Source organism: Alteromonas sp. AWJ4_199, from assembly GCF_056159165.1.
The window spans coordinates 118,720-142,836 of sequence record NZ_JBSWUR010000002.1; the positions used below are offsets into that span (position 1 = coordinate 118,720).

17 protein-coding genes are annotated in these 24,117 nt (G+C 45.3%); 8 read left to right on the forward strand and 9 right to left on the reverse strand.

Annotation, left to right across the window (positions count from 1 at the left end):
- Positions 1 to 76: 76 nt before the first annotated feature.
- Positions 77 to 2,419, reverse strand: a complete 2,343-nt coding sequence (locus tag ACXAER_RS15480; RefSeq protein ID WP_474831277.1) for a fatty acid cis/trans isomerase — start codon at positions 2,417 to 2,419, stop codon at positions 77 to 79.
- A 210-nt stretch (positions 2,420 to 2,629) separates the two neighbouring features.
- Here ACXAER_RS15480 and ACXAER_RS15485 point away from each other — a divergent pair, with 210 nt between their 5' ends.
- Complete coding sequence (locus tag ACXAER_RS15485) at positions 2,630 to 3,817, forward strand: iron-containing alcohol dehydrogenase (protein ID WP_474830807.1); 1,188 nt, start codon at positions 2,630 to 2,632, stop codon at positions 3,815 to 3,817.
- 70 nt (positions 3,818 to 3,887) lie between these two features.
- Here ACXAER_RS15485 and ACXAER_RS15490 read toward each other — a convergent pair whose 3' ends face one another.
- The 4 genes from ACXAER_RS15490 to ACXAER_RS15505 all read right to left on the reverse strand — a co-directional run bounded on the left by ACXAER_RS15490 (position 3,888) and on the right by ACXAER_RS15505 (position 8,496).
- The gene (locus ACXAER_RS15490; RefSeq protein WP_474830809.1) at positions 3,888 to 4,655 is read right to left on the reverse strand and encodes a 3-hydroxybutyrate dehydrogenase; all 768 of its coding nucleotides are present in this window, start codon (positions 4,653 to 4,655) and stop codon (positions 3,888 to 3,890) included.
- The gene (locus tag ACXAER_RS15495; protein ID WP_474830811.1) at positions 4,648 to 5,718 is read right to left on the reverse strand and encodes an extracellular catalytic domain type 2 short-chain-length polyhydroxyalkanoate depolymerase; all 1,071 of its coding nucleotides are present in this window, start codon (positions 5,716 to 5,718) and stop codon (positions 4,648 to 4,650) included. The genes ACXAER_RS15490 and ACXAER_RS15495 overlap by 8 nt, the downstream gene beginning before the upstream one ends.
- The gene (locus ACXAER_RS15500; RefSeq protein ID WP_474831278.1) at positions 5,715 to 6,875 is read right to left on the reverse strand and encodes an E22 family MetX-like putative esterase; all 1,161 of its coding nucleotides are present in this window, start codon (positions 6,873 to 6,875) and stop codon (positions 5,715 to 5,717) included. Before ACXAER_RS15500 ends, ACXAER_RS15495 begins: the two co-directional genes overlap by 4 nt.
- 325 nt (positions 6,876 to 7,200) lie before the next feature.
- Entirely contained in the window at positions 7,201 to 8,496 is a 1,296-nt protein-coding gene (locus ACXAER_RS15505; protein WP_474830814.1) for a GntP family permease, read from the reverse strand.
- A gap of 263 nt (positions 8,497 to 8,759) precedes the next feature.
- Here ACXAER_RS15505 and ACXAER_RS15510 point away from each other — a divergent pair, with 263 nt between their 5' ends.
- The 3 genes from ACXAER_RS15510 (at position 8,760) to ACXAER_RS15520 (ending at position 13,160) form a co-directional block, all read left to right on the forward strand.
- Positions 8,760 to 11,138: a TonB-dependent receptor gene (locus ACXAER_RS15510; protein WP_474830816.1), complete on the forward strand. Its 2,379-nt coding sequence runs from the start codon at positions 8,760 to 8,762 to the stop codon at positions 11,136 to 11,138.
- A gap of 243 nt (positions 11,139 to 11,381) precedes the next feature.
- Positions 11,382 to 12,050, forward strand: a complete 669-nt coding sequence (locus tag ACXAER_RS15515) for a response regulator (protein ID WP_474830818.1) — start codon at positions 11,382 to 11,384, stop codon at positions 12,048 to 12,050.
- Between the two features lie 216 nt (positions 12,051 to 12,266).
- Complete coding sequence (locus ACXAER_RS15520) at positions 12,267 to 13,160, forward strand: aspartyl protease family protein (protein WP_474830820.1); 894 nt, start codon at positions 12,267 to 12,269, stop codon at positions 13,158 to 13,160.
- Between the two features lie 134 nt (positions 13,161 to 13,294).
- On the opposite strand, the gene ACXAER_RS15525 is transcribed toward ACXAER_RS15520, so the two are convergent.
- The gene (locus ACXAER_RS15525) at positions 13,295 to 16,816 is read right to left on the reverse strand and encodes a PAS domain-containing hybrid sensor histidine kinase/response regulator (protein WP_474830822.1); all 3,522 of its coding nucleotides are present in this window, start codon (positions 16,814 to 16,816) and stop codon (positions 13,295 to 13,297) included.
- 246 nt (positions 16,817 to 17,062) lie between these two features.
- On the opposite strand from ACXAER_RS15525, the gene ACXAER_RS15530 reads away from it, so the two are divergent.
- Positions 17,063 to 17,965 (forward strand): tetratricopeptide repeat protein, encoded by a 903-nt coding sequence (locus tag ACXAER_RS15530; RefSeq protein ID WP_474830824.1) that lies wholly within the window; start codon positions 17,063 to 17,065, stop codon positions 17,963 to 17,965.
- Between the two features lie 10 nt (positions 17,966 to 17,975).
- On the opposite strand, the gene ACXAER_RS15535 is transcribed toward ACXAER_RS15530, so the two are convergent.
- Together ACXAER_RS15535 and ACXAER_RS15540 are read right to left on the reverse strand one after the other, a co-directional pair.
- Positions 17,976 to 18,485, reverse strand: coding sequence for a cupin domain-containing protein (locus ACXAER_RS15535; protein ID WP_474830826.1), 510 nt, complete (start codon positions 18,483 to 18,485; stop codon positions 17,976 to 17,978).
- Positions 18,486 to 18,623: 138 nt separating this feature from the next.
- Positions 18,624 to 19,727, reverse strand: coding sequence for an L-dopachrome tautomerase-related protein (locus ACXAER_RS15540; protein WP_474830827.1), 1,104 nt, complete (start codon positions 19,725 to 19,727; stop codon positions 18,624 to 18,626).
- Between the two features lie 371 nt (positions 19,728 to 20,098).
- On the opposite strand from ACXAER_RS15540, the gene grpE reads away from it, so the two are divergent.
- Together grpE and dnaK are read left to right on the forward strand one after the other, a co-directional pair.
- Entirely contained in the window at positions 20,099 to 20,722 is a 624-nt protein-coding gene (gene grpE, locus ACXAER_RS15545) for a nucleotide exchange factor GrpE (protein ID WP_474830829.1), read from the forward strand.
- A 116-nt stretch (positions 20,723 to 20,838) separates the two neighbouring features.
- Complete coding sequence (dnaK, locus tag ACXAER_RS15550; RefSeq protein WP_474830831.1) at positions 20,839 to 22,767, forward strand: molecular chaperone DnaK; 1,929 nt, start codon at positions 20,839 to 20,841, stop codon at positions 22,765 to 22,767.
- A 10-nt stretch (positions 22,768 to 22,777) separates the two neighbouring features.
- Here the strand turns inward: dnaK and ACXAER_RS15555 are convergent, their stop codons facing one another.
- On the reverse strand, positions 22,778 to 22,933 hold the full coding sequence (locus ACXAER_RS15555) for a hypothetical protein (protein ID WP_474830833.1): 156 nt from the start codon (positions 22,931 to 22,933) through the stop codon (positions 22,778 to 22,780).
- Between the two features lie 39 nt (positions 22,934 to 22,972).
- Here ACXAER_RS15555 and dnaJ point away from each other — a divergent pair, with 39 nt between their 5' ends.
- Entirely contained in the window at positions 22,973 to 24,106 is a 1,134-nt protein-coding gene (gene dnaJ / locus ACXAER_RS15560; RefSeq protein WP_015066791.1) for a molecular chaperone DnaJ, read from the forward strand.
- The last annotated feature ends 11 nt before the right edge of the window (positions 24,107 to 24,117 follow it).

Consider the following 24,117-nt stretch of genomic DNA (forward strand, 5'->3'; position numbering starts at 1 on the left):
CTTTCATTTCCAATGGTTGGACATTAGCACAGGTTTTTTGCAAAAGAAAAGCGTTAAACGGCACACAGCGCAAGGTTTAGCGATCTTCTAACCGATTATAGTCGAGAAGACCGCCTTCAATAGGATAGAGCTCGCTAGACCATTGGATTAGTTTATCACTAAACGCCCAAAAGTTAGGGTTGGTTCGGCGCATGCCAACATCGTCGAGCAGGGCTTTGTAATCGGCTTCGCTTTTAATGGACTTAAGCTTCTCAATCGAAGACGTTATTTCTGAGGCATTGATATACCAGAATGCGTCAGGGTAACTGCCCAACAAACCATGAACTAGCGTGATTGAATCTTTAGAAGGCTCCCGGTTTTCCTCTTCTTCAAATAGGCTATTTACATTGTAATGCGCGCTATTTCTAAGGGCAGTGAACACATCAATGTTGTCTGGGTTCTTGTCGTCTTGAATCACAATCATGGTAGTTTCAGGCATCAACGTCGCTTGTTGAGCAGGAAGCGAATCTAAGCGCTTTAATGCTTCGAACTGTTCAGCTGATAGCAAACGTTCATTGTAGGTTGAGGCATTCGGTTGAACTTTAGCCAAGTATTGCGATAACAATTGATAAAGTTCTTGTTGAGGATTATCTGTTTCGAACGCTATGCCAGAAGGTTGTTCGAAACTGTTGATATCACCTTCTAAATAATCGGTAAGTTCAGGGCTTGCGTTTTGATACCAATCGTCGAGAAGGTCATGGCGGGTAGTTGGAGGAAGTAGATTAAGGAAGTTCGATTCACCTTCCATGCGCAAGAAATCCATGTACAAACGGGTCAATAACTGATGGCCATAATTGCCGTAAACATCAAAGCCAGCCACAAGCAAATAGTGAATGCGCTCTAACAAGGCATAGTCAATCACCCATGCTGTTTTAGTGGGCTGGCCAACCATCCCCTTAACAACTGTGGCATTATCGAAATGACGAAATACGGTCAAGCTGGCATTGGTATTACCGCCGTCGCCATCCCATATACTCGACACACTCAAATGCTCTTCATTTTTGAATTCATTGTTCAAAAAGGTGGTTCTTGCACGCATATATTCGCCTTGGCGCTTTGCGTATTTAACCCAGTTTACCGCAAGGGCTGAGCTATCTTTTTCAGCGGGAAGGTGAAGGTTTTCTTTTTGAGAAGCGTAAAAAGCATTCACTTTCTCAGATGCTGCAATGTCTGGGTCGACAAAGAACACCCAGAATCGATCGTTAATGACGTTAAGCGCGACTTGGCCTCTGCACACGGGACCTTTGATATAACCCATGATGGTGTTTTGCGCACGCTCAAGCATAAATCGATAACGACTTTCTACTGGCAATAAGGTAAAGGCCGTTAATGGGTTGGCCGCCACTTGGGGTTTGTATGATGGCAATGTTTCTACAGAAAATTCTGCGTCGACAAACCACCATTGCCATTTATCCATCAGTGTTTTATTAATGGCGTAAGCTTGATGTGTTTTACTCACGATAGTTGAATGCACTGGCTGTAGACGATAGTAAACGCGCTCGACCTCTGGATCGTCGAAGGGTCTGCGAGTAGCAATAATATCTAACGCTTGTCCGGGGGGGGTACGTGAGCGCACTAGATTAAAAAACTGAGGCGTTTTACCTTTTTCTGAAATATCTTCGAAATAGAGGTGAGACGTAAACAAGTGTTCGTAAATATAGCGTGCGGAAAGCTGCATCTCATTGCTATCCCCATTAAGCCACACTTCCAAATCAGTTATGTTCTCATTCAGCTCTTGTGAGAGCGCTTTGGGTAAAGGTAACGGCGCACCATGGTTTAACCACTGAATGAGTGTAGTGTGCTCTGCATCCGACAGGGCTGGCAGTGCGTAGGGCATGCCTCCCAGGGGCTGGCCTGCTATGTACCCGCCCATTTCATCTATTGTTGGGCATTGGTTTTGTCGATTTAAGCTTATATCGAAACTGTCACCTAAATGAGCGGTGTTGGGCAAAGGGTGCTGTTTTTTTAGCAAAAGCATTTGTGCTAGCACCGAAGATTGGGTCGGCGAAGTGTTAGGTTTTTCTTTCGATTCTAGCACGTCGAAAAAGCCACGCTCTCGCCATGCGTCTACGTTGTGGGCGTCGAGAAACATTCTATTGGGTTGGGCAGCGGTGAGTCGTGTTCCTTCATAGACTTTTTCTTTGTTAGCACCTCTGGCTATACCTTCTGGAGATGACATTTTTAGTTGGCATGGCGCATCGTAGCAGGCGTGGCAGACAACACAGCGCTGCGTTAGTACTGGGTTTACTTGTGTATCAAAGAAATTGTCGGGCAAATTCTCCATGGCGGGCATGACGTTGTTTGATGAAAGTAAAGGAGCGTCAGGTTTCGGCCATTGCCATATCGCTATAGCGATAATTGCTATAAGCAACGAAATCATACCGAGTTTCTTCATAATCGTAGTCCACAGAAAAGTTCTAATCAGTCTATCACTCAATTCACGTACGGTGATGTTAATAATTAACCATTAACTCTTGGCAATGGAAACAACCACGTATTTGTAAGTATTTGGAGGAAAGCTGGAGAGGTAGTGGGGCGGTAACATTATTTTTACATTGTCATTGCTTTGGGCGTTGTACTAGGTATGCTGATGAAAAGAATTCGCAGCGAGGGAAACATGTCTCATCAAATTATTCTGCCAAGAGTGATGCACATAGGGAAAGGGGCGAGTCAGCGGGTTGCTGAAACGCTAAAAGGACTCAACTGCCATAAACCTTTACTGGTTACCGATAAAGTTATGGTCGAGTTGGGATATAGTGCTGCCATAGTGCAAATGCTGGAAGAGGCAGGAATAAGCGCCGATGTATTTTCAGATACGGTGCCAGAGCCCACGGTGAGGTCTATTTATCGCGGTGTGGATGCGTTCAAAACCCACGCTTATGACAGCATCATTGCTTTAGGTGGTGGAAGCCCCATCGATAGCGCAAAAGCCATCGCTATTTTGGGTAAGTACGGCGGCGAAATGCGAGATTACAAATTCCCGCGGGTTGTAGATGAAGCGGGACTGCCGATCATTGCTATTCCCACAACAGCGGGAACGGGCTCAGAAGCAACGCGATTTACCATTATCACCGATGAAGATACCACAGAAAAAATGTTGTGTGTTGGTTTAGGGTTTATGCCAACGGCAGCCTTGGTCGATTATTCATTAACGCAAAGTTTGCCTGCCCGCGTGACAGCCGATACAGGCATTGATGCGCTTACTCACGCTATTGAAGCGTTTGTTAGCCGCAAAGCCAATCTTTACAGTGATGCACAGGCGTTATCAGCCATGGCGTTAATTGCGCCTAATCTACGCACTGTATTTGCAGACCCATCAAATGAAATGGCGAGAGAATCAATGATGCTGGGCTCAACGCTCGCGGGCATTGCTTTTTCAAACGCCTCAGTGGCCCTTGTTCATGGAATGAGCCGACCCATTGGCGCAGCTTTTCATGTGCCCCACGGCTTGTCTAACGCCATGTTGTTGCCCGCGGTTACCGCCTTTTCTATTCCTAGTGCCTCTGTGCGTTATGCACAATGTGCTCGAGCTATGGGTGTTGCTACGCAAAGTGACTCAGATGAGGTGGCGAATCAAAAACTTATCGACGAACTAAAAGCACTGAATGCAGATTTGCAGGTACCTACGCCTGCCGACTTCGGTATTGATAAAGAGGCATTTCTTGCAGCAACGTCAACAATGGCAGAACAAGCTCTGGCATCAGGTTCTCCCGGTAATAATCCACGTGTACCTACCATTGAAGAAATGGTTGCCATCTACGTATCGCTTTGGGAATAACGCTTTTGCGAAAACATTAAACGAAAAAAGAAATATTGTGTAAAAAGCTAAGCGTTAAAAAGCTTGCGGGTTATCGAGCCGTCCAGCCCCCATCAAGTACCATGGTTTGCCCTGTTATATTGCGAGCACTGGGCGACATTAAGAAGCTTGCGGTATCGGCAAGTTCTTCAACGCTAACAAATTGCTTTTTAGGCATGGGTTCTAACATTATTTTTGTTATTACCTCTTCCTCGGTGAGGTTATTCTCTTTCGCCTGTGCTGTAATTTGTTGTTCTACCAAGGGCGTTTTAACATACGCAGGGCAGAGAGTGTTAATTGTTACATCACAGTCACCCGTTTCAAGAGCGATGGTTTTTGCAAACCCTAACAGCCCATGCTTCGCCGCTACATAAGCAGATTTATAGGGCGAGGCTACCAACGAGTGAATAGAGCCTACATTAATAATGCGCCCGTAATTTTGCTTACGCATGGCAGATAAAAACGCTTGGGTTAACAGAGCAGGGCCAACCAGCATAATGTTTATAAGTTGCTGCCACTTATCTGCAGGGAAGTCCTCGATGCGTGAAACGTGCTGAATACCGGCATTGTTTATAAGCACATCAACGGTATGTTTCCCTAGTACCTCAGGTAGCGCTGCGACTTGTTCTGCATTGCATACGTCTACCGCTACTGCACTGGCCGATCCGTCTAAATGAGCAAGTCGAGTCACAGCCTCTTTTGCTGCCTGTTCGTTTATGTCGGCGATGATCACATGGTGCCCTTGTTTCATCATTGACTCAGCAATGCCAAAACCAATGCCGCTTGCTCCACCCGTGATAAATATTGTGCGCTTAGTCATTGTTACTTCCGTTTGATTTATTTAATGAAGGTGCACTATTTAATGAAAACAGCAGCTGTTTCACTGCGTTTATTTGTGCGCCGTTCCTGTTGGCGTAATCGCCAGAGGCATAGCCCCACCAATCCCAACAGCCTTGTGGATTTAACGGCATGAATAACGACTTCTTAGTTTGCGGATAAAGCACAACAATATTGTTGTCATCAGCCCATTCATTAAGCCCTGTTTGGGTAGTGTAGGCATCGCCAACGGCATCGGCATACTGGTTACACCCGTGGAAACTAATATGGGCTCTGCACGGCTCGCCTTGTGCACAGCTTTCAGGCACATACACAAAGCCTTCACTTGCTAATGTCTTTGCATCGCCACCCGCTATTTTTTGCTGATCAATTGAATGAATTTGCCCTGACAGTGACTCGTCGGGTGTCGAAACATCTTCAACGAGATGAGAGAGCATGGCACCTGCTGCATCGTAATCACAGTTTCCAATGAAGGGGCTCTCTGATTTCATGCAGTTAACCCCATTGTTTTTGGTGGGAAAGAGGTGTGCCATGGGTTTGTCATTGATATAGGCAATATTTTGTGTGTCTGTCCACAATTTGTATTGCTCAAATAATAAATCGCTCACTGGTGCAATCACTCTGGTATCTTGCGTACCGTGAAAAAGCCAGACTTTTGCGTCTTTCATATTGGAAAGCGACGCAATTTTTCCCTCAGTTTCATACTGTTTGGCTTTTTCATTCAACGCTTCAAGGTTAATTTCTCCCTCTACCTTGTTCACGCACTGTGCCAGGGCAGTGGTTATATCACCTTGTGCACAGAAGTACGGGCCACCAGCAATAACGCCAACGCCTTTTACCCAGTTGCTGTGTGCTAATTGAAATTGTGTTGCCATGTAACCGCCTGACGATAAGCCAGATACGGTAACGTTCGTTAAATCAATGGTGAGTGAAGGGAGCGCGTCTTGCGCAGGTGACTCGTTACCGAATACCGGTACACTAACGGCAAGTGCGCTTAATACAGACAGACAAAGCGCGTGGCGTAAAAAGGGGGTAGATTTCATCATTGCATTGCTGCCTTATCATTTTCTAAAAATTGGCGAATAGCCTGAGCCTGAGCGGATACATTCGTCACGCCTTCCAAATGACCTAATTTGCCATTTAGCGTAACCAATGTGCTGTCGATATCAGTTGAAATAAGCTCTTGGTGTGCACTTTGAGATAAGTAGGGCATAAGAAGCAAATCAGTTTGGGCTGGAATAAATAGCGTTTTGGCCTTTATCGACGCCAACCCTTGCTCCAGACCATCTTGGTGCCCAGCAACAAAAAGCTGGCAAGCGCGAACCAAATATAAAAGGTGATTAGCATCCATTTTCTTAGCGCGAGCTTTTGCTCGTTCGCGAAGCCAGCTTACAATACTGTGTGACTGACGTATGTCACTAAGCGGCGCTGACTCAACATTTTTAAAATCCAACGTTTTGCCGGTTTGGTTGAAAAACGAAGGAGTAAGAGCATTTTGCGTAATAAGCATAAGCGAGGCCGCTAAGCCATCAAGGGGTGCTTGCTCAATGGAATAAGCGCCGTTGTTCCAGTTTTTATCAAGAGTAATTGGCGTTGCCCAGTGTTCCAGTGCTGCGGTGGTCCATGCATCGCTTTGACCTGCGCCGATAACTGAAATCATACGTTCAACCCAGTCTGGGTAAGCGCTCGCCCAATCGATAGCCTGCATAGAGCCCATAGAAGGCCCAACAACCGCGTGCAATTTGCCAATACCTAAGCTTTCAAGAAGTGCTTTTTGAACGTTTACAAAGTCACGTATGGTGACGACGGGAAAGTCCAGTCCATAAGGTTTTCCTGTATCTGGATTAATTGATGCTGGTCCTGTGGTGATTACGTTCGGGTCGTACGCATTTAAGTTGACCAGCGTATCAACGCTAATTACATAAAAGCGGTCTGTATCAATGGCCTTGCCGGGGCCGATAATACTATCCCAGTAGCCTGGCGCTGAATCGTATTCATCGTACTTTCCTGCGGCATGAGAAGATCCAGAAAAATAGTGGGTAATCAGTATAACGTTACTCTTAGCATCATTTAGTGTTCCGTATGCCTCCCAGCCTACCTTTACATTTTTTATTTGTTTGCCGCCAAAGGTTGTGAAATGAGCAATTTCGAACGTCTGCTTTTCTACCAGAAGCGAACCCTTTTGCTCTATTTCACTCGCCATTACCTGAAAATGTAACGTTATGAGAAGCAACGCAAGCATCCTTAATAGGGCGCGTAACTTCCTAGCAGTTTGTAAGGCTACTAGTTTGGGTGAAGTCATAAATTTTTGTGACTTCAAAGCGCGTGGCATTTTTAATCGCAGGCTGTTGCGCTTGCTTCCTCTCCACATTTGTTTTGGAACACACTTAGTTTTCCGGCTCATTGTCTTTATTCCTTTTTCGCTGTGCTGCCTTTTTCCAGCAGAGTCTTTATATAAAGTGACTCTAGCTTCGGCTTTATAAGCGCTTACCCTTAACGCAATTTCGTTTTTATCAGCTGGGCTCATGCTACATAAAGCTAAACAAGCCAATTGCCATCGCCAAACCAATAACTGGCACCACAACAGTTAGCGCACCAACCGCCCAGTAGGCAGCCTGATGGGTTTCGTTACAAATAGCGCGTATGGTAGTGACCACGTAACCATTGTGAGGTAATGAATCTAGTGCGCCTGAAGATATAGATACAATTCTATGCAGCTGCTCTGGTTCTACGCCTTGGTCAAGATAATGCGGAGCTACCAAGGGTAAGGCAATGGCTTGTCCGCCAGATGCACTTCCTGTTAACCCTGCAATCACGCTTACGGCAATGGCAGCACCAATAAGCTCGTTACCAGGAATTTGGGTCATAAGCGCTACTGTTGTTTGAAACGCTTCGGTGTTTTTTGCTATAGAGCCAAAACCTACAACAGCGGCGGTGTTACCTATGGCGATCAATGCGCCGGTGGTACCTGCATTTATGGCAACAGGTAAACTGTGAAAATGTTTGTAGTTAATAGCCAGCAAACACAGTACGCCGCCGCCTAACGCCAGAATAAGCGCAAGCTGAGCGAGTTCTTCATGGAATAAAAACGAAATGACTAACACCACGACCAAGGGCAAAATACCGGTAAGCGGGTGGGGTAACGCTCTGTCTCGTACTTCAGGGTCGCTTGCTCTGGCTTCGAAGACCTCGCCATTATTAACGGCTTTTCTGATCATCTTAGCCAGCCACCAGTAACCGAAGCATGCCATGAATATGGCGACGATAAGGCTAACTTCCCATGCTGCAAAAGGTGAGGTGCCTAAATACTTTATAGGGATCCAGTTTTGGATTTCTGGCGAGCCCGCCGAGGTCATCGTAAATGTTACCGACCCGAATGCCATGGCAGCAGGTATGAAGCGACGGGGTAAATTGGCATCTTTAAACAAACTTACCGCCATTGGGTAAACAGAAAACGCTACCACAAAAACGCTAACACCACCGTAGGTCAAAATAGCGCAAGCTAGCACAACAGCTAATACTGCGCGTTTGTAACCGATTTTGGTGATGATCCAGCGAGAAACAGCATCTGCTGCCCCTGTGTCTTCCATGAATTTACCGAATAACGCACCAAGTAAAAACATAAAAAACCAAGAGGCGATAAAGCCAGAGAACCCGCTCATATAGGTTTGAACGAAATTCACGTCGCCAGTGAACACGCCGATATTATTGGTGATGGCAACCACAAGGGCACACAAAGGTGCAGCAATAAAGAGGTTCATTCCGCGTATTGTCAAAACAATAAGCAACAACAGACCGCCTACTAAGCCAATCATACTTAACATAGTTATTATTCCTTAAAAAATCTGTGACCGCAGATGATCCGAAACAGTTAAGTCGATTTAAGATTTGCTTACACTCAAAACCACAAAGTGTATACAAATCAGATAAAAAGCGTTCATAACAGACATAAAGTTTGACGTTACTTTTATCAAAATCCCATAGTACGATGGTACTACATACTATTAACAATTAATTAACTAAAGTGATTTTGACCGTAGGCAATACATCCGGCAGTGACCAGAACTTAGAACAACAAGGACTCACTATGTCTCAATCAATACACACAAATGGCTTGGTTTCCCCCTACCAATCACATTCAGCTGCTGTTAGCACAGTAGAACACAAAAGCGCTTCAGTTAAGCTCCCCATGCGCAGCCTTTGTGCCCTAGCGGTGGCTAGCGTTTTAAGCACCGCGCCAGTATTTGCTCAGGATAGTCAAGCTGATGCCGATGCCGAAGCGCAAAAAGGAAAATTAGAACGCATTGAGGTGACAGCGCGAAAAACTGTAGAGTCGCTACAGGAGACGCCGGTAGCTATCACGTCTATTGGTGCGGTTGAACTTGGCGAAAAAGGGATTAGCGTGCTGACTGAAGTGCAGCAGTTTTCGCCCAACACTACGCTACAAACCAGTCGTGGTACCAATTCCACTTTGACGGCATTTATTCGCGGATTGGGTCAGCAAGACCCGCTTTGGGGCTATGAGCCAGGCGTGGGTATTTATGTTGATGATGTTTATATTGCTCGCCCACAAGGGGCCGTGCTTGATTTACTAGACGTGCAGCGTATTGAGGTGTTACGCGGTCCGCAGGGGACGCTTTACGGAAAGAATACGATTGGTGGCGCGGTTAAATACGTCACTAAGGAAATGACCGGCGATACGCAGATGAACGTTGAAGCTACGGTAGGTAGCTACAGCCAGCGGGATATCAAAGTGACAGGTCAAATACCATTGATTGAAGACACTGTGTATCTAGGCGTGGGTTATTCCAACTTAAACCGCGACGGCTTCGGCGAATATCTGGTAAGCGCGTTGCCCAATCAAGATAAAGAGAACTATAACAAAGATCTTTGGGCAGCCCGTGTAACGCTAGAGGTTCATCCGAGTGAAGATTTGTTTTTCCGTATTGGCTGGGATAAGACCGAAGATACGTCAAATGCGAAAGGTGGCTACCGTCTAATTCCGAGTATTTTAACAGATGCACCTGTGCCTGATTCGGTTTTCGATTCTTACACCAGCTTACCTACATGGAACAAAGTCGAGTTAGAAGGCTATAACTGGCTGGCACGATACAGAGTGAATGATGATTTAGAGCTAAAATATATTGGTTCACACAGAGAAAGTTATTCACCTACCAACATTGATTTCGACAACACGCCTCTGCCTATTTTTGATGTGCCGGCAGAATATGATGACAGTAATGATACTCACGAGATTCAAGCGAACTATACCGGGAACGCATTTAGCTTAGTATCAGGGCTTTATTTTTACGATGGTGAGAGCTGCGGTAATTTTGATGCAATTTTGGGTGTGTTAGGGCAAGCGCTTGGAGCTTCTGGATTGACGCGAGAAGTGACAGGCTGCAATAACTCAGAAAGCTGGGCTGCTTACGCACAAATGAACTATGACGTTACCGACAAGCTATCGCTTTCGCTTGGTGCCCGATACACCGATGAAGAAAAGACCGCGTTTGTAAATAACGGTCTGGTATTCGCCAATGTTTATCCTTATACCGACTGGATTGATGGGTACGTGCGTCCCGACGGACAATTAGTGCCTCAAGTACTTGGGACAGACACCGATGGCGATGAAGTGTTAGATGCGCCAGCGGTAGAGAGTTGGTCGCGCTTTACCCCGCGAGTGGGCGTGGAGTATCAAATGGACCGCGATACCATGTTCTTCGCGAGCTACTCACAAGGCTTCAAATCGGGTACGTTTAACCCTCGTGCTCAGACTAACGAGCCTGGTGTTGAACCAGAAGTCGTTGACAGCTTCGAAGTGGGTGTGAAGAGTGACTTAACCGACGCACTTCGTATGAATATCACATTGTTCTCATACGACCACAAAGATCGTCAGTATATTGGTGTAGAAGGGGATTTGTCTGATCCAACAGCCCTAGATCAGCGACTGCGCAACGCAGCAGAAACGGCCGCAAAAGGCGCCGAGTTGGAAATGACGTGGGTAGCCACAGATAACCTTCAGTTTGACGCTGCTTACGGCTATATTGATTTTGAAATTAAGAAAAACAATGCCATTCCACCGTTGATTGGCCTAGCGAGTACACCTGAGAACACCTTTAATCTTAATGCTAACTACCTACTAGAAACGAGTTTTGGGGATATTACGTTCAACGCCAACTACTACTATCGCGATGATTACCTTATCTTTGAAACCAGCGATCTTATTCAACAAGATGCCTATGGTATGGTGAACTTAAGCGCGCGCTGGGAAAGCGTTGAAGGCGACTGGTATGCTGGACTACACGTCAAAAACCTGACCGATGAAGAGTATCTGGTTGGTGGTTATGACTTTGTTACGCAAGACGATGAAGGTAACTTTGGTCCGGGCCTTGGTGGCGATACTACACTTATTGGTTATTACGGTGACCCACGTACAGTTCACCTTACGGTAGGTTATCGATTCTAAACGGTATGTTCTGAAGAAGACCGGCAACACGTTCACGCCTAGGCCATTGCGCTTAGGCGTTCTCACGTTTGCTCGACCTCTTTCGATTGTGTTGGCCGGCGGATATGTCGAGCAGTGAAGGGCGTGGTGCGGAGCCTTACTCAATAACAAATGCGCCAATAACAGATACGCCAATAAGATTAACCTTTTCTTACCGGCGTGGTAGTATGTTGATTAACAAGGTAGTTACAAGTTGATAGCATTATGTCTGTGAAAATTTTGATTGCTGACGATCATCCTTTGTTCAGGGCTGCTATGTGCCACGCGTTAGCTAGTGTGGAGCATATCGAACTTGTAGAAACTTCCACATTCCCCGATACGCTCATTAGTCTTGAAGAAAATGACGACATCGATCTGCTTTTTTTAGATCTCACTATGCCAGGCAATGAAGGGTTAAATGGCCTTGCTGAGGTACATGCGCTCTATCCTGATGTACTTGTTGTTGTTATTACCGCACAAGAAGAGCCTGATGTTATGGCAAAATCGTTTGCGTTAGGCGCAAGCGGTTTTATACCCAAATCAGCTTCGGTCGATTGCATTATTGAAGCGGTAAATACGGTGTTAGACGGTGAGACTTGGATACCGCCTACTGTTACCATAGCATCGTCGACGATGCCAAATTCCTCTGCATCCAACGTGAATAGTCGCTCTGACCAAGATGATTTCACAAACCGACTAAAGCAACTTACCCCTCACCAACTTAAAGTGTTGCGAATGGTATCAGACGGCTTGCTTAACAAGCAGATTGCTTACGAACTGGCCATTTCTGAGTCCACCGTTAAACAGCATGTATCTGCAGTATTGAGGAAACTTGGCGTTATTAACAGGACCAAGGCTGGCATCGCATTCAAAAATGCTATGCACTTAAGTTAGTTTGACTCTAGATAGTTAATTACCTAAATCGGTGTATTTCACTAGAGATATTTCCACAATATAGCGAGCATTTTTGCCGAATATTGACTAAAAAACCTCATCCATTAACATGTGTTCAACTTTTTACGCAGCGATTTGCCTCACAGAGTCGGGCTTTCTTTGATTTGTGCTCGCGTAACAGTTTAGGAAAATTTTAATAAAACAAAAGGGATACTCATGAAGCGCTTTTCATTTTTAATTTTTCTTCTGCTTTCTTCTTGCCAAGCTTCTGGAGCAGTTACTCAGTGGGCTGATTTCACATTAGATAACGGCCATGTTTTTCTTCCAGTCACCATTGACGGCATCGAATCTCGGGTAATGCTAGATTCAGGCGCACAAATAAATAGCATCAATCGTGCCTTTATAAGAAAGCATAACTTAGAGTTCAGTAAAGGCAGGCCGGTAAACGTGAAGGGGGTCTACGGGGTCGAAAAAAGAACGGCTTACAATAATGTGAACGTCGAAATTTTTGGAACCACATTTGAATTAGACTCATTGGTTGAGATCAACCTCGGCCATCATTCTAACGGCATGCTGTTAGGAGCGGGATTCTTCAATAGTTTTGTTGTGCAATTAGACTACCCTAAGAAGAAAATTCGCCTTGTAACTCGAGACTCTGTCGATATGACGGAAGCAGCTAACGTTCCGGCGACAACACAAAAAGGCAGCGGTATGCCTATCGCACAAATTGAAATTAACGGCGTACCACTATGGCTTCGCATAGACACCGGCAATGCTGGCACAATACTAGTTGATCGCCGCGCTGCATCTAAAGCGGGGTTACTTGAAAAAGTGGAGGGCACAAGCATGTCATTTGGTGCCAATAGCTCAGGCGTAAATGAATTTGCCACATCTGATTTAGTAAAGTTCGGACCCTTTGAAATTAGCGACGTTAAGGTGAGCTTTCCAGCAGAAGGGCAAACCACTAACTTAGAAAGTCAGTACGAGAGAACGGGCAGCCGTATAGGTGGAAAAAGAGTCGTGGGGCTTATCGGTTACGACCTGCTAAAAGATTTTGTTGTTACATTAGATTATCGATATGGCAGGCTTCATATCGATTTACCTCAATAACAAAAATATACCTATGGCTTCTTAAGAAAAGTGAAACGTATACATACTTCATCAACTACTTTTTAAGTAGTCAATGTTGGGAGTTAAAACCGACGTATGCGACGCGTCCTCTGCGCTATTGGGTTAGCGGAGGGTTAATGGTGAAGAGAAAATGACTGTTTAAGAAGCCGCTTAAATGCTGCTGGCTTTAAAGGTTTTGGCAGATAGCTAAATTGCTGCTCTGCCGCTTCTTCTCTTATGTCATTACTTCTGTTGGCTGTGACCAAAACCTTCAAGGTAAAACTCACTTTGTTTTCAGAAAGTATTGCTGAAACGTCAAAACCGGTTTCACCATAATTTAGGTGATAATCGGCAATGAGCACATCAAAGTGTTGGTGCGAAATACTTGATGCCTCTGTTCCGCTCGCTATCAATGTCGTACTTCCTCCCCAGTCTTGAAGTAGAGTGCACATTGCATTTGCTACTTGCTCGTCATTTTCTACAAGCAGAAAACGCGTGTTCTTCAAAAATGCGTTATTATTCTTACTCATTGAATTTAGCGGTGATGTATGATGGGGGCGCGAATTGATAGGAGGCGATTTGCTACTAAAGGCACGCTCTACAACATTTGCGGGATTATTTGGCCTATTTGCTGAGTCAACTGGTAACACCGAGTTTTTTGTTAGGGTATCAGCATAAGTAGTGCTACTTGGACGCACAGTAGATAACAAGCATTCGCTTTGATTTACTCTGGAAATCGCCACACTAAAACAGCTTCCTTGATTCGGCGATGAAGCCAGTCCGACTTTATGACCTAGTAGTCGGCATATCTTATCCACAATAGTTAGGCCTAAACCAATCCCTTCGCCTTTGTTATTGCTTTCAAGTTGGTGAAATTCGCTAAAAATCTCATGTTGTTGATTAGGGGCAATACCAGAACCTGTATCATATACGCAAAGCTTTATGGTTGGTTCTGCGTCTGAGTGAGCGCGTCTAACGCCTACTAGTATGCTGCCCTTTGATGTGTAACGCACTGCGTTGGACAGCAAGTTTTGAATCACCCGGCGCAATAGAACTTTGTCTGAATAGATTATCACTGCGCTCGGTATATACCTCAGCTCAATACCTTTCTGCTTGGCAATGACACCGAACTCTTGTACCAGCGATGACAGCATTTCATCGATGGGAAACGCGGTCTTTTGCGGTGTTAATACGCCAGCATCTAATTTGGTAATATCAAGCAGCATCGAAAGTAAACTTTGCGCATTATCCAGCGAATTTACGACGCCCTCTGATAGCACAGCCAGCTCGCTGCCCTGTGTTTTTTTACTTAGCATACTGGCAAACAGTGTCGCGGCATTGAAGGGCTGCATGAGGTCGTGCCCGGCGGCTGCCAAAAATTTGGTTTTACTCTCATTAGCTTTATCAGCTTGGCGTTTTGCGTCTTCTAATTCGGCAGTGCGTAGCGCAACCCTTTCTTCTAAGTCTTCTTTTGCGCTTTCTAGTTCTTTTTGTATTGCCATGTACTCAGTAATATCGCTATAAGTGGTTACATAGCCGCCGCCAGGGAGCGGGGCACCATTTAGCTCTATAACTTTTCCGTCAGGCTGCTTGCGAATATGCTTGTGGCGGGTACCCTCACGCATATAGCTCACTCGCTTATCAATTGATGAGGGGCTAAATAGGCCTCGTTTGGCGTTGAAATTGAGTATTTCGGTAATAGACATGCCTGCTTTCAAAAAGCCTTTGGGGTAGGCGAAAAGTTCCACATAGCGCTCGTTCCATGCCAATAGCTGCAGTTTGTCATCAAGTACACTAATACCCTGTTCGATATTTTGTACCGATGACTGAAGTACTTCGTGGTTGAATTGAAATGATTGGGACGCTTCTTCTACCCAATCAACCAATTCGGGCAAGCTATCACTGCCGGTATCTGCAATGGCGCCCAATAAAATTCGCGCACTCGGTGCTCCTACTTGGGCGGCAAGCAGCTTATTCACTCTGTCAATAAGAGCCTGACTGGCATATCCGCTACTCGAGGCGCGGTTAACATCCACAGAAAGCTGCTGCACAAGTTGACTGTGAGTACTGGTATCAAGAACACGTTCGGTAAGCGCTATTAAATCACGGACTTTTACCAGTAGATGAGGAGCACCGTCATGTGGTGTTTCTACATTATTCTCGTTAGCACCACGTTTTGATGTGATCAGCGCTACTGCAATAAAGGTTATGCAGTTGGCCATTAATGAATAAGCAAATCCAAGGCCTAAAGCTTGGTCAGTAGGTACTGGGTCAAAATAGTAGCTAGACATTAAACTGGGGTAGAGTAGAAATACAGCCCAACAAATAAAGCCCACTAGCAATGCGCAAATAGCTGCAGTTTTCGTACTCCGTTGCCAGTAAATACCAAACATAAGTGCAGGCATAGATTGCCCCAATAAAGCAATGGCAATTACGCCGCTTTTCACCAAAGGCGCAGCTTGGCTAACATTTAAGTGATACCACAGTGCGATGCTAAGTACGATTAAAACGGTAAGCCGCCGGATTGAAAGAATGTTGCTCGGCTCCATTGAGCGGTTAGGTGAGGTTTTCAGTCGCGCCTTTAGCCAGAGGGGCGTGACCACATTATTGGAAATCATGATCCCGAGGGCTAAGGTAGCTACAATTACCATGCTGGTGGTAGCCGATAACCCCCCAATAAAAGCAAAGCCGGAAAGGGCGATGTTTTCGGTCGATAAGGGCAGGGCGAGTACGTAGGCATCTGAACTTGTTGTTGATGGAAGCAGCATTTTGCCGGCAAGGGCGATGGGGATAACAAACAACGTCATACCGAGTAGATAGAGTGGGAACAACCACCTTGCAGTACGAAGTTCGCTCTCACCATTTTGCTCGACAAAATTCATATGAAATTGCCTAGGTAGTACGAACATGGAACAAACGCCAAGAACTACATGTGATGCATAAACCCAGGGTGCGCTATCAGCGTAAATGACATCCCTGGCACTGTCATTTGACGAGGCGTTAGAAACTAAATCTAAGACGCCATCGAATAAAAAGAAGCAAACAAAAACACCTACTGCCAAAAGCGCCACAAGCTTAATCACCGACTCGAAAGCAATGGTTAGAAGTAACCCAGGGTGTTTTTCGGTCAAGTTTAGCGTGCGCGTGCCGAAGGTTATGGCAAAGATGGCCAGTAAACTTGCTACGTAAATGCTCAACCAAGGTGTGCTTGATTGTGGCTCTGCGGTGAGCAAATTTATGGATTTCGTAATGGCGTCTAACTGCAAAGCTATATAGGGCACAACGCCAAAAAAGCATAGCAAAGTGATAAGAGCGGCAATTAAATGAGAGTGTTGGTACTTGAGTGAGATGAGGTCAGCTAGCGAACTAATGTTGTGCTGCTGGCATAATCGACTTATATGAAGCACTACAGGAAAGGCAAATGCCATGGTGAGCATAATGCCTAAATAGGTGGGAATAACTGCCCAGCCATATTGGGCAGCCTGCGACGTGGTGCCGAAGAAAGCCCAAGATGTACAGTGTACGCCAAGTCCTAGGCTATAAAGCACAGGGTGCTGCCGATTATCGCGTAAATGCCTGTCGCCCCAAAATGCCAAGGCAAAAAGCGCAAGAAGGTAGAAACCGACGATAGCGCCAACCGTCCATATACTTAGCATAGGTATTCCGTGTGATTGAACGTATTTAATAGCATATTGAAAGCGCGTTTTTTTGTTTATTTACATTAACATAGTTTTCACATGCGAGGTATCTTCTGTTACTACACAACCACTATCACAGGATTAATTGTTTGCAATTTGAACCATAAGTGGTACGTTTTTTATGCAAGGTCGCCGTCTTTTTGAGTAATAGGATGCAAACATAAGCGGTTTTAGCCAGTCACCGAAATAATAAAAGGGAATTTAATGAAACAAAATTCAGCAAGCACGCGTTTTCTGCGAATCACACTACTAATTTCAACTATGTTATCTGCATCTGTATGGGCTATCCCGAATCAGCCTGAATGTGCAGACGAAGATTGTTCACTTGCTAAACTGAATACACTTCGAGCTTTGTCTTCCAGAGGTCATGAGCAAACCAGCTTCTCTCTTGGCCACATCTTTATGAATCCTGAATCTGGGGTAAAAACAGATTTGGAAAACGCCTATTATTATTTTGATAAATCTGCCAAACAGGGCTTCCTGCCAGCTTACCGACAAGCTGCGGGGATGGCTGCACAGGGCATTGGTACACAGAAGAATATGGCCGAAGCTAAGCGAATGATGAAGTTTGCTGCAGATCAAGGCGTTAATAGAACCGCAGAGGAGTATGCCGTTCTCGTCTTTTCTGATAAAGCATCGACGCAAAAAGAAAAAGAGACCGCAATCAAATTCCTAGAAGCGGAAGTTAGAGAGGGAATGAGTTACCTTGCCAACTACTTACTAGCGATCCTTCATATCACTGGAGAGTTTGTAGAAAAGGATATGGTGAAAGCGAAAACGTTATTAGCATTTCCAGCGTCGGGTAAATACGCCAATTCTGTAGAGCTACTACAACAGTTAAATGGGCAACCCGTTGTTGAACAAATTAGTGATAATTCACAGCAAAACTCCGGCCTTGATAGCGATATCGAAACCATCACGGTTACTGGAATTAGTACCAATATGGTTGATATTCATGCTTTGATGTTGGCGGAACTAAGACGAAACCACGGACAAACGGGAAGCCGGATAAAAGGTAACGGTTGCAAAGCGGGCGAACCTAGCTGCGTGATAATGGACAGTGGCGCTATCCGAAGCAAAACGTTTTGGTCGATAGGTGCTAGGTAAGCCAGTTTAACTATTTAATGTAGTCAGCAGTGCCGTTAATCCAATCCTGACGTGCAGGCACGAAAAAATCGATATCTATTGCGTCTTCTGTAAAGTGAAATTCATGAGGTACGTTTGCTGGAAAGACCATGATATCACCCGCTTTCATCATGTATTTTTTTCCATCGGAAAATACCGTCGCTTTTCCTTGCAAAAGCCAGGTGACTTGTTCGTTAGGATGTTTGTGAAGCGGAACTTTAGCGCCTTTTTTGACATCCCAGCGAACAAATGTAGATTCGTTACCGTGAAAATACTGACGGGTTAATTTGTCGGTCACACTTTCTTTAGGTTGCTCTGCTAAATTGAATAAAACTGCTTGAGATACCAAGTGGCTATTTACATCATTTATCACACCTTTGCCGGGCGCTGCCGATATTTGCTTATCCTCTGTTGTTAATGGTTTTTCGATTACTGCGGTGGCAGAAAGAGAGACTAGCAAGCTAAGAGGTAAAAGGGTTACAAGACCAAACGCTCTTTTCATTATTTCCTCACATAAATTCAGTTATTAGTAAAAGTGAGGGGCTGATTGCCCCCCCTCCGAGATGATTAGGTGTGATTAGGGATGATTAGGGATGATTAGGGATAAATAGGGAGAATAGGTTTTATTCTCTATCTATATTTATTGCTCAAAGCGGAAGCGATAAAGCACATAGGGTGGCTTGGCATTACCTAGCCCTTGGCTGAAAGCTGGGTGCTGATGCAGCTGATCTTGAGTGACGTAAACATAACCGTTGCTTGTTGCAAGGCTATCGGGCCAAGACAGGCGCTTATCTTGAATAAGCGTTTGATACTTTCCTTTAGTTGTTATCCCAACCGCGTTATTTTCTAAATCGGTGGCTAACACACCAGCTCCTGGCGCTAGTGCAATACCGTCACTCGGGTTTTTGGGGCCAAATACCTGGATAGATTCCTCTAGTTCATTGTCTGATAGTGACGTGTCGCTAATAGTGGATGTTGATATTTGATAAATTTTGGTGCCGGTGAACGCGCCAAAATAAAGCGTGTCAGAGGCTGGGTCTAAGGCTATTGGATTTAAACCAAATTTAAGCGGGTTTGGCTTACCATCATCGGTTTTAGAGGCAAGTAGCGATGCTTCAATAACAAGTTCTCTATCTTCAGGCATAAGATAAGAAGCGCTTTCTAATACGCGCTTAGATTCGCCCGTCTCGGTGTCTACGACAATAATTGCCGGCTTTGTTGCACCAGCAAAGTTGCCAAATGTCATGTCTGCTATATAAATTTTGTTGTGCTTTTCATCAATAACAAAGTCTTGAACAAACGAATTTGCTTTAAGTGCTTTGCTATCAAGTTCAATGGTTTTAAGCAGAGCATTTTCATTGCTATCCCACGCAACGAGTTTGGCTGGTGAGGTTTCACTTCCCATGTCTAGCATCCATACAATGCCTTGACTATCGCTGTGTATACCAATAACGGCACTAAAGCCCACATCACCAGTTTCTGGGCCATCTGCCCAATCTAAATTAGGGAAGGGTTGTTTAGATCCATTAGCCATTACCTCAACAATCTTTAGCTTTGGATTATCAAGCGGGTGCATGCTAATGAGTAATCGGCCAGACGGAGTAATGGTAATACCTGCGCCTCTCGCGTCTTCAAATGTGGTGACAGGCTCTAATGGGCCTACTTCAGTAGCAGCGGAGGCCACGCCGTTTAACATGCTTAGCCCAACAGTGGTAGCGATAACAAGTTGCTTTAATTTGATCATCTCTCTTCTCCAATTTTTGGTACGGGGTAAAAAAGTCGGTACAGCTCAATTGCGACTGGCAGGAGAAGTGTAGAGATATAATTTGCAAACAGTAACAGGCTTGTTTTTGAATCTTTGTCAAAAATTATTTGATAATGAAGGTGGGAAGCGAGAATTCAGGACGCTTCGTTTTAAACACATCACTTAGAGTCCGAAGTAGTTTTTATATTAAAACTAAAATTTCTCAGTATTTTTAAAATCGTCCACAAAATTATTGTGGATACCCTTGATCACCTTAAAACTAGCCCCATAACTAAGCGCAACGAAGTTATTCCCAGTAATTTTAGTGTTATTGGGCATCGCCTAATTAAGAAAAACGTTTGGAGGTAGGCATGAGCGATAATCGCGACGTGCAGGCAGAACAAGAAAATACAGTAGATGAGACTGTAATTAATGCTGATGAAGCGCAGGTAGAAGCATCAGAAGCAGAAGGTGTAGAGCTAGACGAAAATGCGCAGCGCATTTACGAACTAGAAACCGCACTTTCTGAGGCGCAATCAACCATTAAAGAACAGCAGGATGGTGTACTTCGAGCGCGCGCAGATGCTGATAACGCACGTCGTCGTGCTGAAGGCGAAGTAGAAAAAGCGCGTAAATTTGCGCTTGAACGTTTTGCTGGCGAATTGCTTCCGGTTATCGACAACTTAGAGCGCGCTATCGAAATGACCGACGGTGACAATGAAGCTGTGAAGCCGCTTTTAGAAGGTGTGGAAATGACCCACAAAACTTTCTTAAGCACTATTGAGAAATTTGGATTAAGCCTTATTGATCCGCAGGGTGAAACCTTTAACCCTGATTTGCATCAAGCTATGTCGATGCAAGAAAGTGCAGACCACGAGCCAAATACAGTAATGGCTGTGATGCAGAAAGGTTATCAAATTAATGGTCGTTTGCTACGCCCTGCCATGGTTATGGTATCGCGTGCACCAAGCGGCGGTGTGGATACGCAGGCCTAAGACGCTTTTTGCGACGAACACACAAAAATGTCAGTTTTTTTACTGGCATCTATTGAAAAGGCGGGGAATAACCCCACTAAAAGTACAGTATTAAGAAAATCATTCGGAGACACGAAATGGGTAGAATCATTGGTATCGACTTAGGTACAACGAATTCATGTGTCGCAGTTCTAGACGGCGACAAACCTCGCGTAATTGAAAACGCGGAAGGCGATCGTACAACACCTTCAATCATCGCTTACACAAACGATGGTGAAACACTTGTAGGTCAATCAGCGAAGCGTCAGGCGGTAACTAACCCTGAAAACACCTTATTCGCTATTAAGCGTCTAATTGGTCGTCGCTTCCAAGATAAAGAAGTACAGCGCGACATCGACATCATGCCTTTCAAAATCGTAGGTGCTGATAACGGTGATGCGTGGGTAGAAGCTAAAGGCGAAAAAATGGCGCCTCCTCAGGTTTCTGCTGAAGTACTTAAGAAAATGAAGAAGACCGCTGAAGACTACCTTGGCGAAGAAGTAACTGGCGCAGTAATTACTGTTCCTGCTTACTTTAACGATTCTCAGCGTCAAGCAACTAAAGATGCGGGTCGCATCGCAGGTCTTGAAGTTAAGCGTATCATTAACGAGCCGACAGCTGCTGCTCTTGCCTACGGCATGGACAAAAAGCAAGGCGACAACGTTGTTGCAGTTTACGACTTAGGTGGTGGTACCTTCGATATCTCTATCATCGAAATCGATGAGGTAGACGGCGAGCACACGTTTGAAGTACTAGCGACTAACGGTGACACACACCTTGGTGGTGAAGACTTCGATAACCGTGTTATTAACTACCTAGTTGAAGAGTTTAAGAAAGATCAAGGAATCGACCTACGTAAAGACCCGCTTGCAATGCAGCGTCTTAAAGAAGCCGGTGAAAAAGCGAAAATCGAACTTTCTTCTTCACAACAGACTGAAGTTAACCTGCCTTACATCACGGCTGATGCAACAGGTCCTAAGCACTTAGCGATTAAGCTAACTCGTGCGAAACTTGAGTCTTTGGTTGAAGACCTAGTGAAAAACTCGCTTAATCCACTTAAGCAAGCACTAGCTGACTCGGATCTATCTGTAGGCGACATCAACGATATCATCCTTGTTGGTGGTCAAACGCGTATGCCGCTAGTACAGAAGTATGTAACTGAGTTCTTCGGCAAAGAGCCACGTAAAGACGTTAACCCTGATGAAGCAGTAGCGGTAGGTGCGGCAATTCAAGGTGGTGTACTTTCTGGTGACGTTAAAGACGTACTACTTCTAGACGTAACACCTCTGTCTCTAGGTATCGAGACAATGGGTGGTGTAATGACTGCGCTTATCGAGAAAAACACGACTATCCCTACTAAGAAGTCGCAAACCTTCTCTACAGCGGAAGACAACCAGTCTGCGGTAACAGTACACGTACTACAAGGTGAGCGTAAGCAATCAAGCGGCAACAAGTCTCTTGGTCAGTTCAACCTTGAAGGCATTCGTCCAGCAGCGCGCGGTGTGCCGCAAATCGAAGTTACTTTCGACCTAGATGCTGACGGTATCCTACACGTGTCTGCGAAAGATAAAGACACAGGTAAAGAGCAGAAGATCACTATAAAAGCTTCTTCAGGCCTAAGCGATGAAGAAGTGGAAAAAATGGTAGCAGACGCAGAAGCGAACAAAGAAGCGGATGCGAAGTTTGAAGAGCTAATTCAAGCGCGCAACCAAGCTGATGGCATGGTCCACGCTACACGTAAGCAGCTTGAAGAAGTTGGCGATGCACTAAGTGCAGAAGACAAAGCGCCAATTGAAGAAGCCCTTACTGCGCTAGAAACAGCGTCTAAAGGCGAAGACAAAGCGGAAATCGAAGCGAAAACGCAAGAACTTATTCAGGCGTCTAGCAAGCTGATGGAAGCGGCGCAAGCTCAACAAGCAGCAGCTGGTGGCGCAGAAGGCGCTGAGCAGCAAGCTTCTTCTGGTCAAGCAAACGATGACGTTGTTGACGCAGAATTTGAAGAAGTGAAAGAAGACGATAAAAAGTAAACTGTTGTGATTAGCCCGGCGCGCCGGGCTGTGTAAGCAGTTCAGGCGCAACAGGATATTCTTGTTGCGCCTTTGTTGTGTAAATAACTTGGTGTAAGTGAATTGGCGTTATTGAGCAGCCAATCAGGTTATTTTCACAACAGTCAGATGTAGATTCGATAAGCATTACATGCTTGTCGACAAAAAAGTAGGATATGTAAACGATATGTCGAAACGAGACTACTACGAGGTACTCGGGGTAGATAAAAGCGCGGGCGAACGTGAAATTAAAAAAGCGTATAAAAAGCTTGCGATGAAATATCACCCTGACCGTACGCAAGGCGATAAAGGCCTGGAAGATAAGTTTAAAGAAATCCAGGAAGCCTACGAAATTCTGTCAGATTCGCAGAAGCGTGCAGCATACGACCAATACGGCCACGCAGGTGTTGATCCAAACCGCGGTGGCGGCGGCTTCGGTGGTGGTGCCGACTTCGGCGATATCTTTGGCGATGTTTTTGGTGATATCTTTGGCGGCGGTGGTCGCGGTGGACGTCAGTCGCGTGCTCGTCAAGGTTCAGACTTACGTTACAACCTAGAGCTAAGTTTAGAAGAAGCAGTTCGCGGTAAGAGCGTTGATATTCGCGTACCTACGCTGGTCGAATGTGACGTGTGCGACGGCTCAGGCGCGAAAAAAGGTTCTTCACCTAAAACCTGTCCAACCTGCCACGGCAACGGTCAGGTTCAAATGCGCCAAGGTTTCTTTGCTGTACAGCAAACCTGTCCGACTTGTTCAGGCAAGGGCAAGATTATTGAAGATCCTTGTAACAGCTGTCACGGTCATGGTCGCAAAGAAAAGACTAAGACTCTTAATGTTAAGATCCCAGCAGGCGTAGACACAGGCGATCGTATTCGTCTTTCTGGCGAAGGCGAAGCGGGTGAAAACGGTGCGCCAGCAGGTGACCTGTACGTTCAAGTACACGTTCGTGAACACGACATCTTCCAACGCGACGGCAACAACCTGTATTGCGAAGTACCGCTAAGCTTTACTACAGCTGCACTCGGCGGCGAACTTGAAGTACCAACGTTAGATGGTAAGGTGAAGCTGAAGATTAGCGCCGAAACGCAGACTGGTCGTATGTTCCGATTACGCGGCAAAGGCGTTAAGTCTGTTCGAAGCGGCGCTATGGGCGACTTGATGTGTAAGGTTGTGGTTGAGACACCAGTTAACTTATCATCACGCCAAAAAGAGCTACTTCAAGAGCTAGAAGAGTCTATGGGTAAAGCTTCAAGCAAGCACAGCCCCAAAGCGCAAGGCTTCTTCGATGGCGTGAAAAAATTCTTTGACGACTTAACCAACTAGTTTCTTTGCTT

Bases quoted from the DNA above. Each gene is read 5' to 3' on its own strand.
- ACXAER_RS15530 (WP_474830824.1), top strand. From the start codon at position 17,063: ATGAAACAAAATTCAGCAAGCACGCGTTTTCTGCGAATCACACTACTA.
- ACXAER_RS15490 (WP_474830809.1), bottom strand. From the start codon at position 4,655: ATGACTAAGCGCACAATATTTATCACGGGTGGAGCAAGCGGCATTGGT.
- dnaK (WP_474830831.1), top strand. From the start codon at position 20,839: ATGGGTAGAATCATTGGTATCGACTTAGGTACAACGAATTCATGTGTC.
- ACXAER_RS15485 (WP_474830807.1), top strand. From the start codon at position 2,630: ATGAAAAGAATTCGCAGCGAGGGAAACATGTCTCATCAAATTATTCTG.
- ACXAER_RS15505 (WP_474830814.1), bottom strand. From the start codon at position 8,496: ATGTTAAGTATGATTGGCTTAGTAGGCGGTCTGTTGTTGCTTATTGTT.
- ACXAER_RS15495 (WP_474830811.1), bottom strand. From the start codon at position 5,718: ATGATGAAATCTACCCCCTTTTTACGCCACGCGCTTTGTCTGTCTGTA.
- ACXAER_RS15520 (WP_474830820.1), top strand. From the start codon at position 12,267: ATGAAGCGCTTTTCATTTTTAATTTTTCTTCTGCTTTCTTCTTGCCAA.
- ACXAER_RS15525 (WP_474830822.1), bottom strand. From the start codon at position 16,816: ATGCTAAGTATATGGACGGTTGGCGCTATCGTCGGTTTCTACCTTCTT.
- ACXAER_RS15535 (WP_474830826.1), bottom strand. From the start codon at position 18,485: ATGAAAAGAGCGTTTGGTCTTGTAACCCTTTTACCTCTTAGCTTGCTA.
- grpE (WP_474830829.1), top strand. From the start codon at position 20,099: ATGAGCGATAATCGCGACGTGCAGGCAGAACAAGAAAATACAGTAGAT.
- ACXAER_RS15510 (WP_474830816.1), top strand. From the start codon at position 8,760: ATGTCTCAATCAATACACACAAATGGCTTGGTTTCCCCCTACCAATCA.
- ACXAER_RS15480 (WP_474831277.1), bottom strand. From the start codon at position 2,419: ATGATTTCGTTGCTTATAGCAATTATCGCTATAGCGATATGGCAATGG.
- ACXAER_RS15500 (WP_474831278.1), bottom strand. From the start codon at position 6,875: ATGGCGAGTGAAATAGAGCAAAAGGGTTCGCTTCTGGTAGAAAAGCAG.
- dnaJ (WP_015066791.1), top strand. From the start codon at position 22,973: ATGTCGAAACGAGACTACTACGAGGTACTCGGGGTAGATAAAAGCGCG.
- ACXAER_RS15515 (WP_474830818.1), top strand. From the start codon at position 11,382: ATGTCTGTGAAAATTTTGATTGCTGACGATCATCCTTTGTTCAGGGCT.
- ACXAER_RS15540 (WP_474830827.1), bottom strand. From the start codon at position 19,727: ATGATCAAATTAAAGCAACTTGTTATCGCTACCACTGTTGGGCTAAGC.
- ACXAER_RS15555 (WP_474830833.1), bottom strand. From the start codon at position 22,933: ATGCTTATCGAATCTACATCTGACTGTTGTGAAAATAACCTGATTGGC.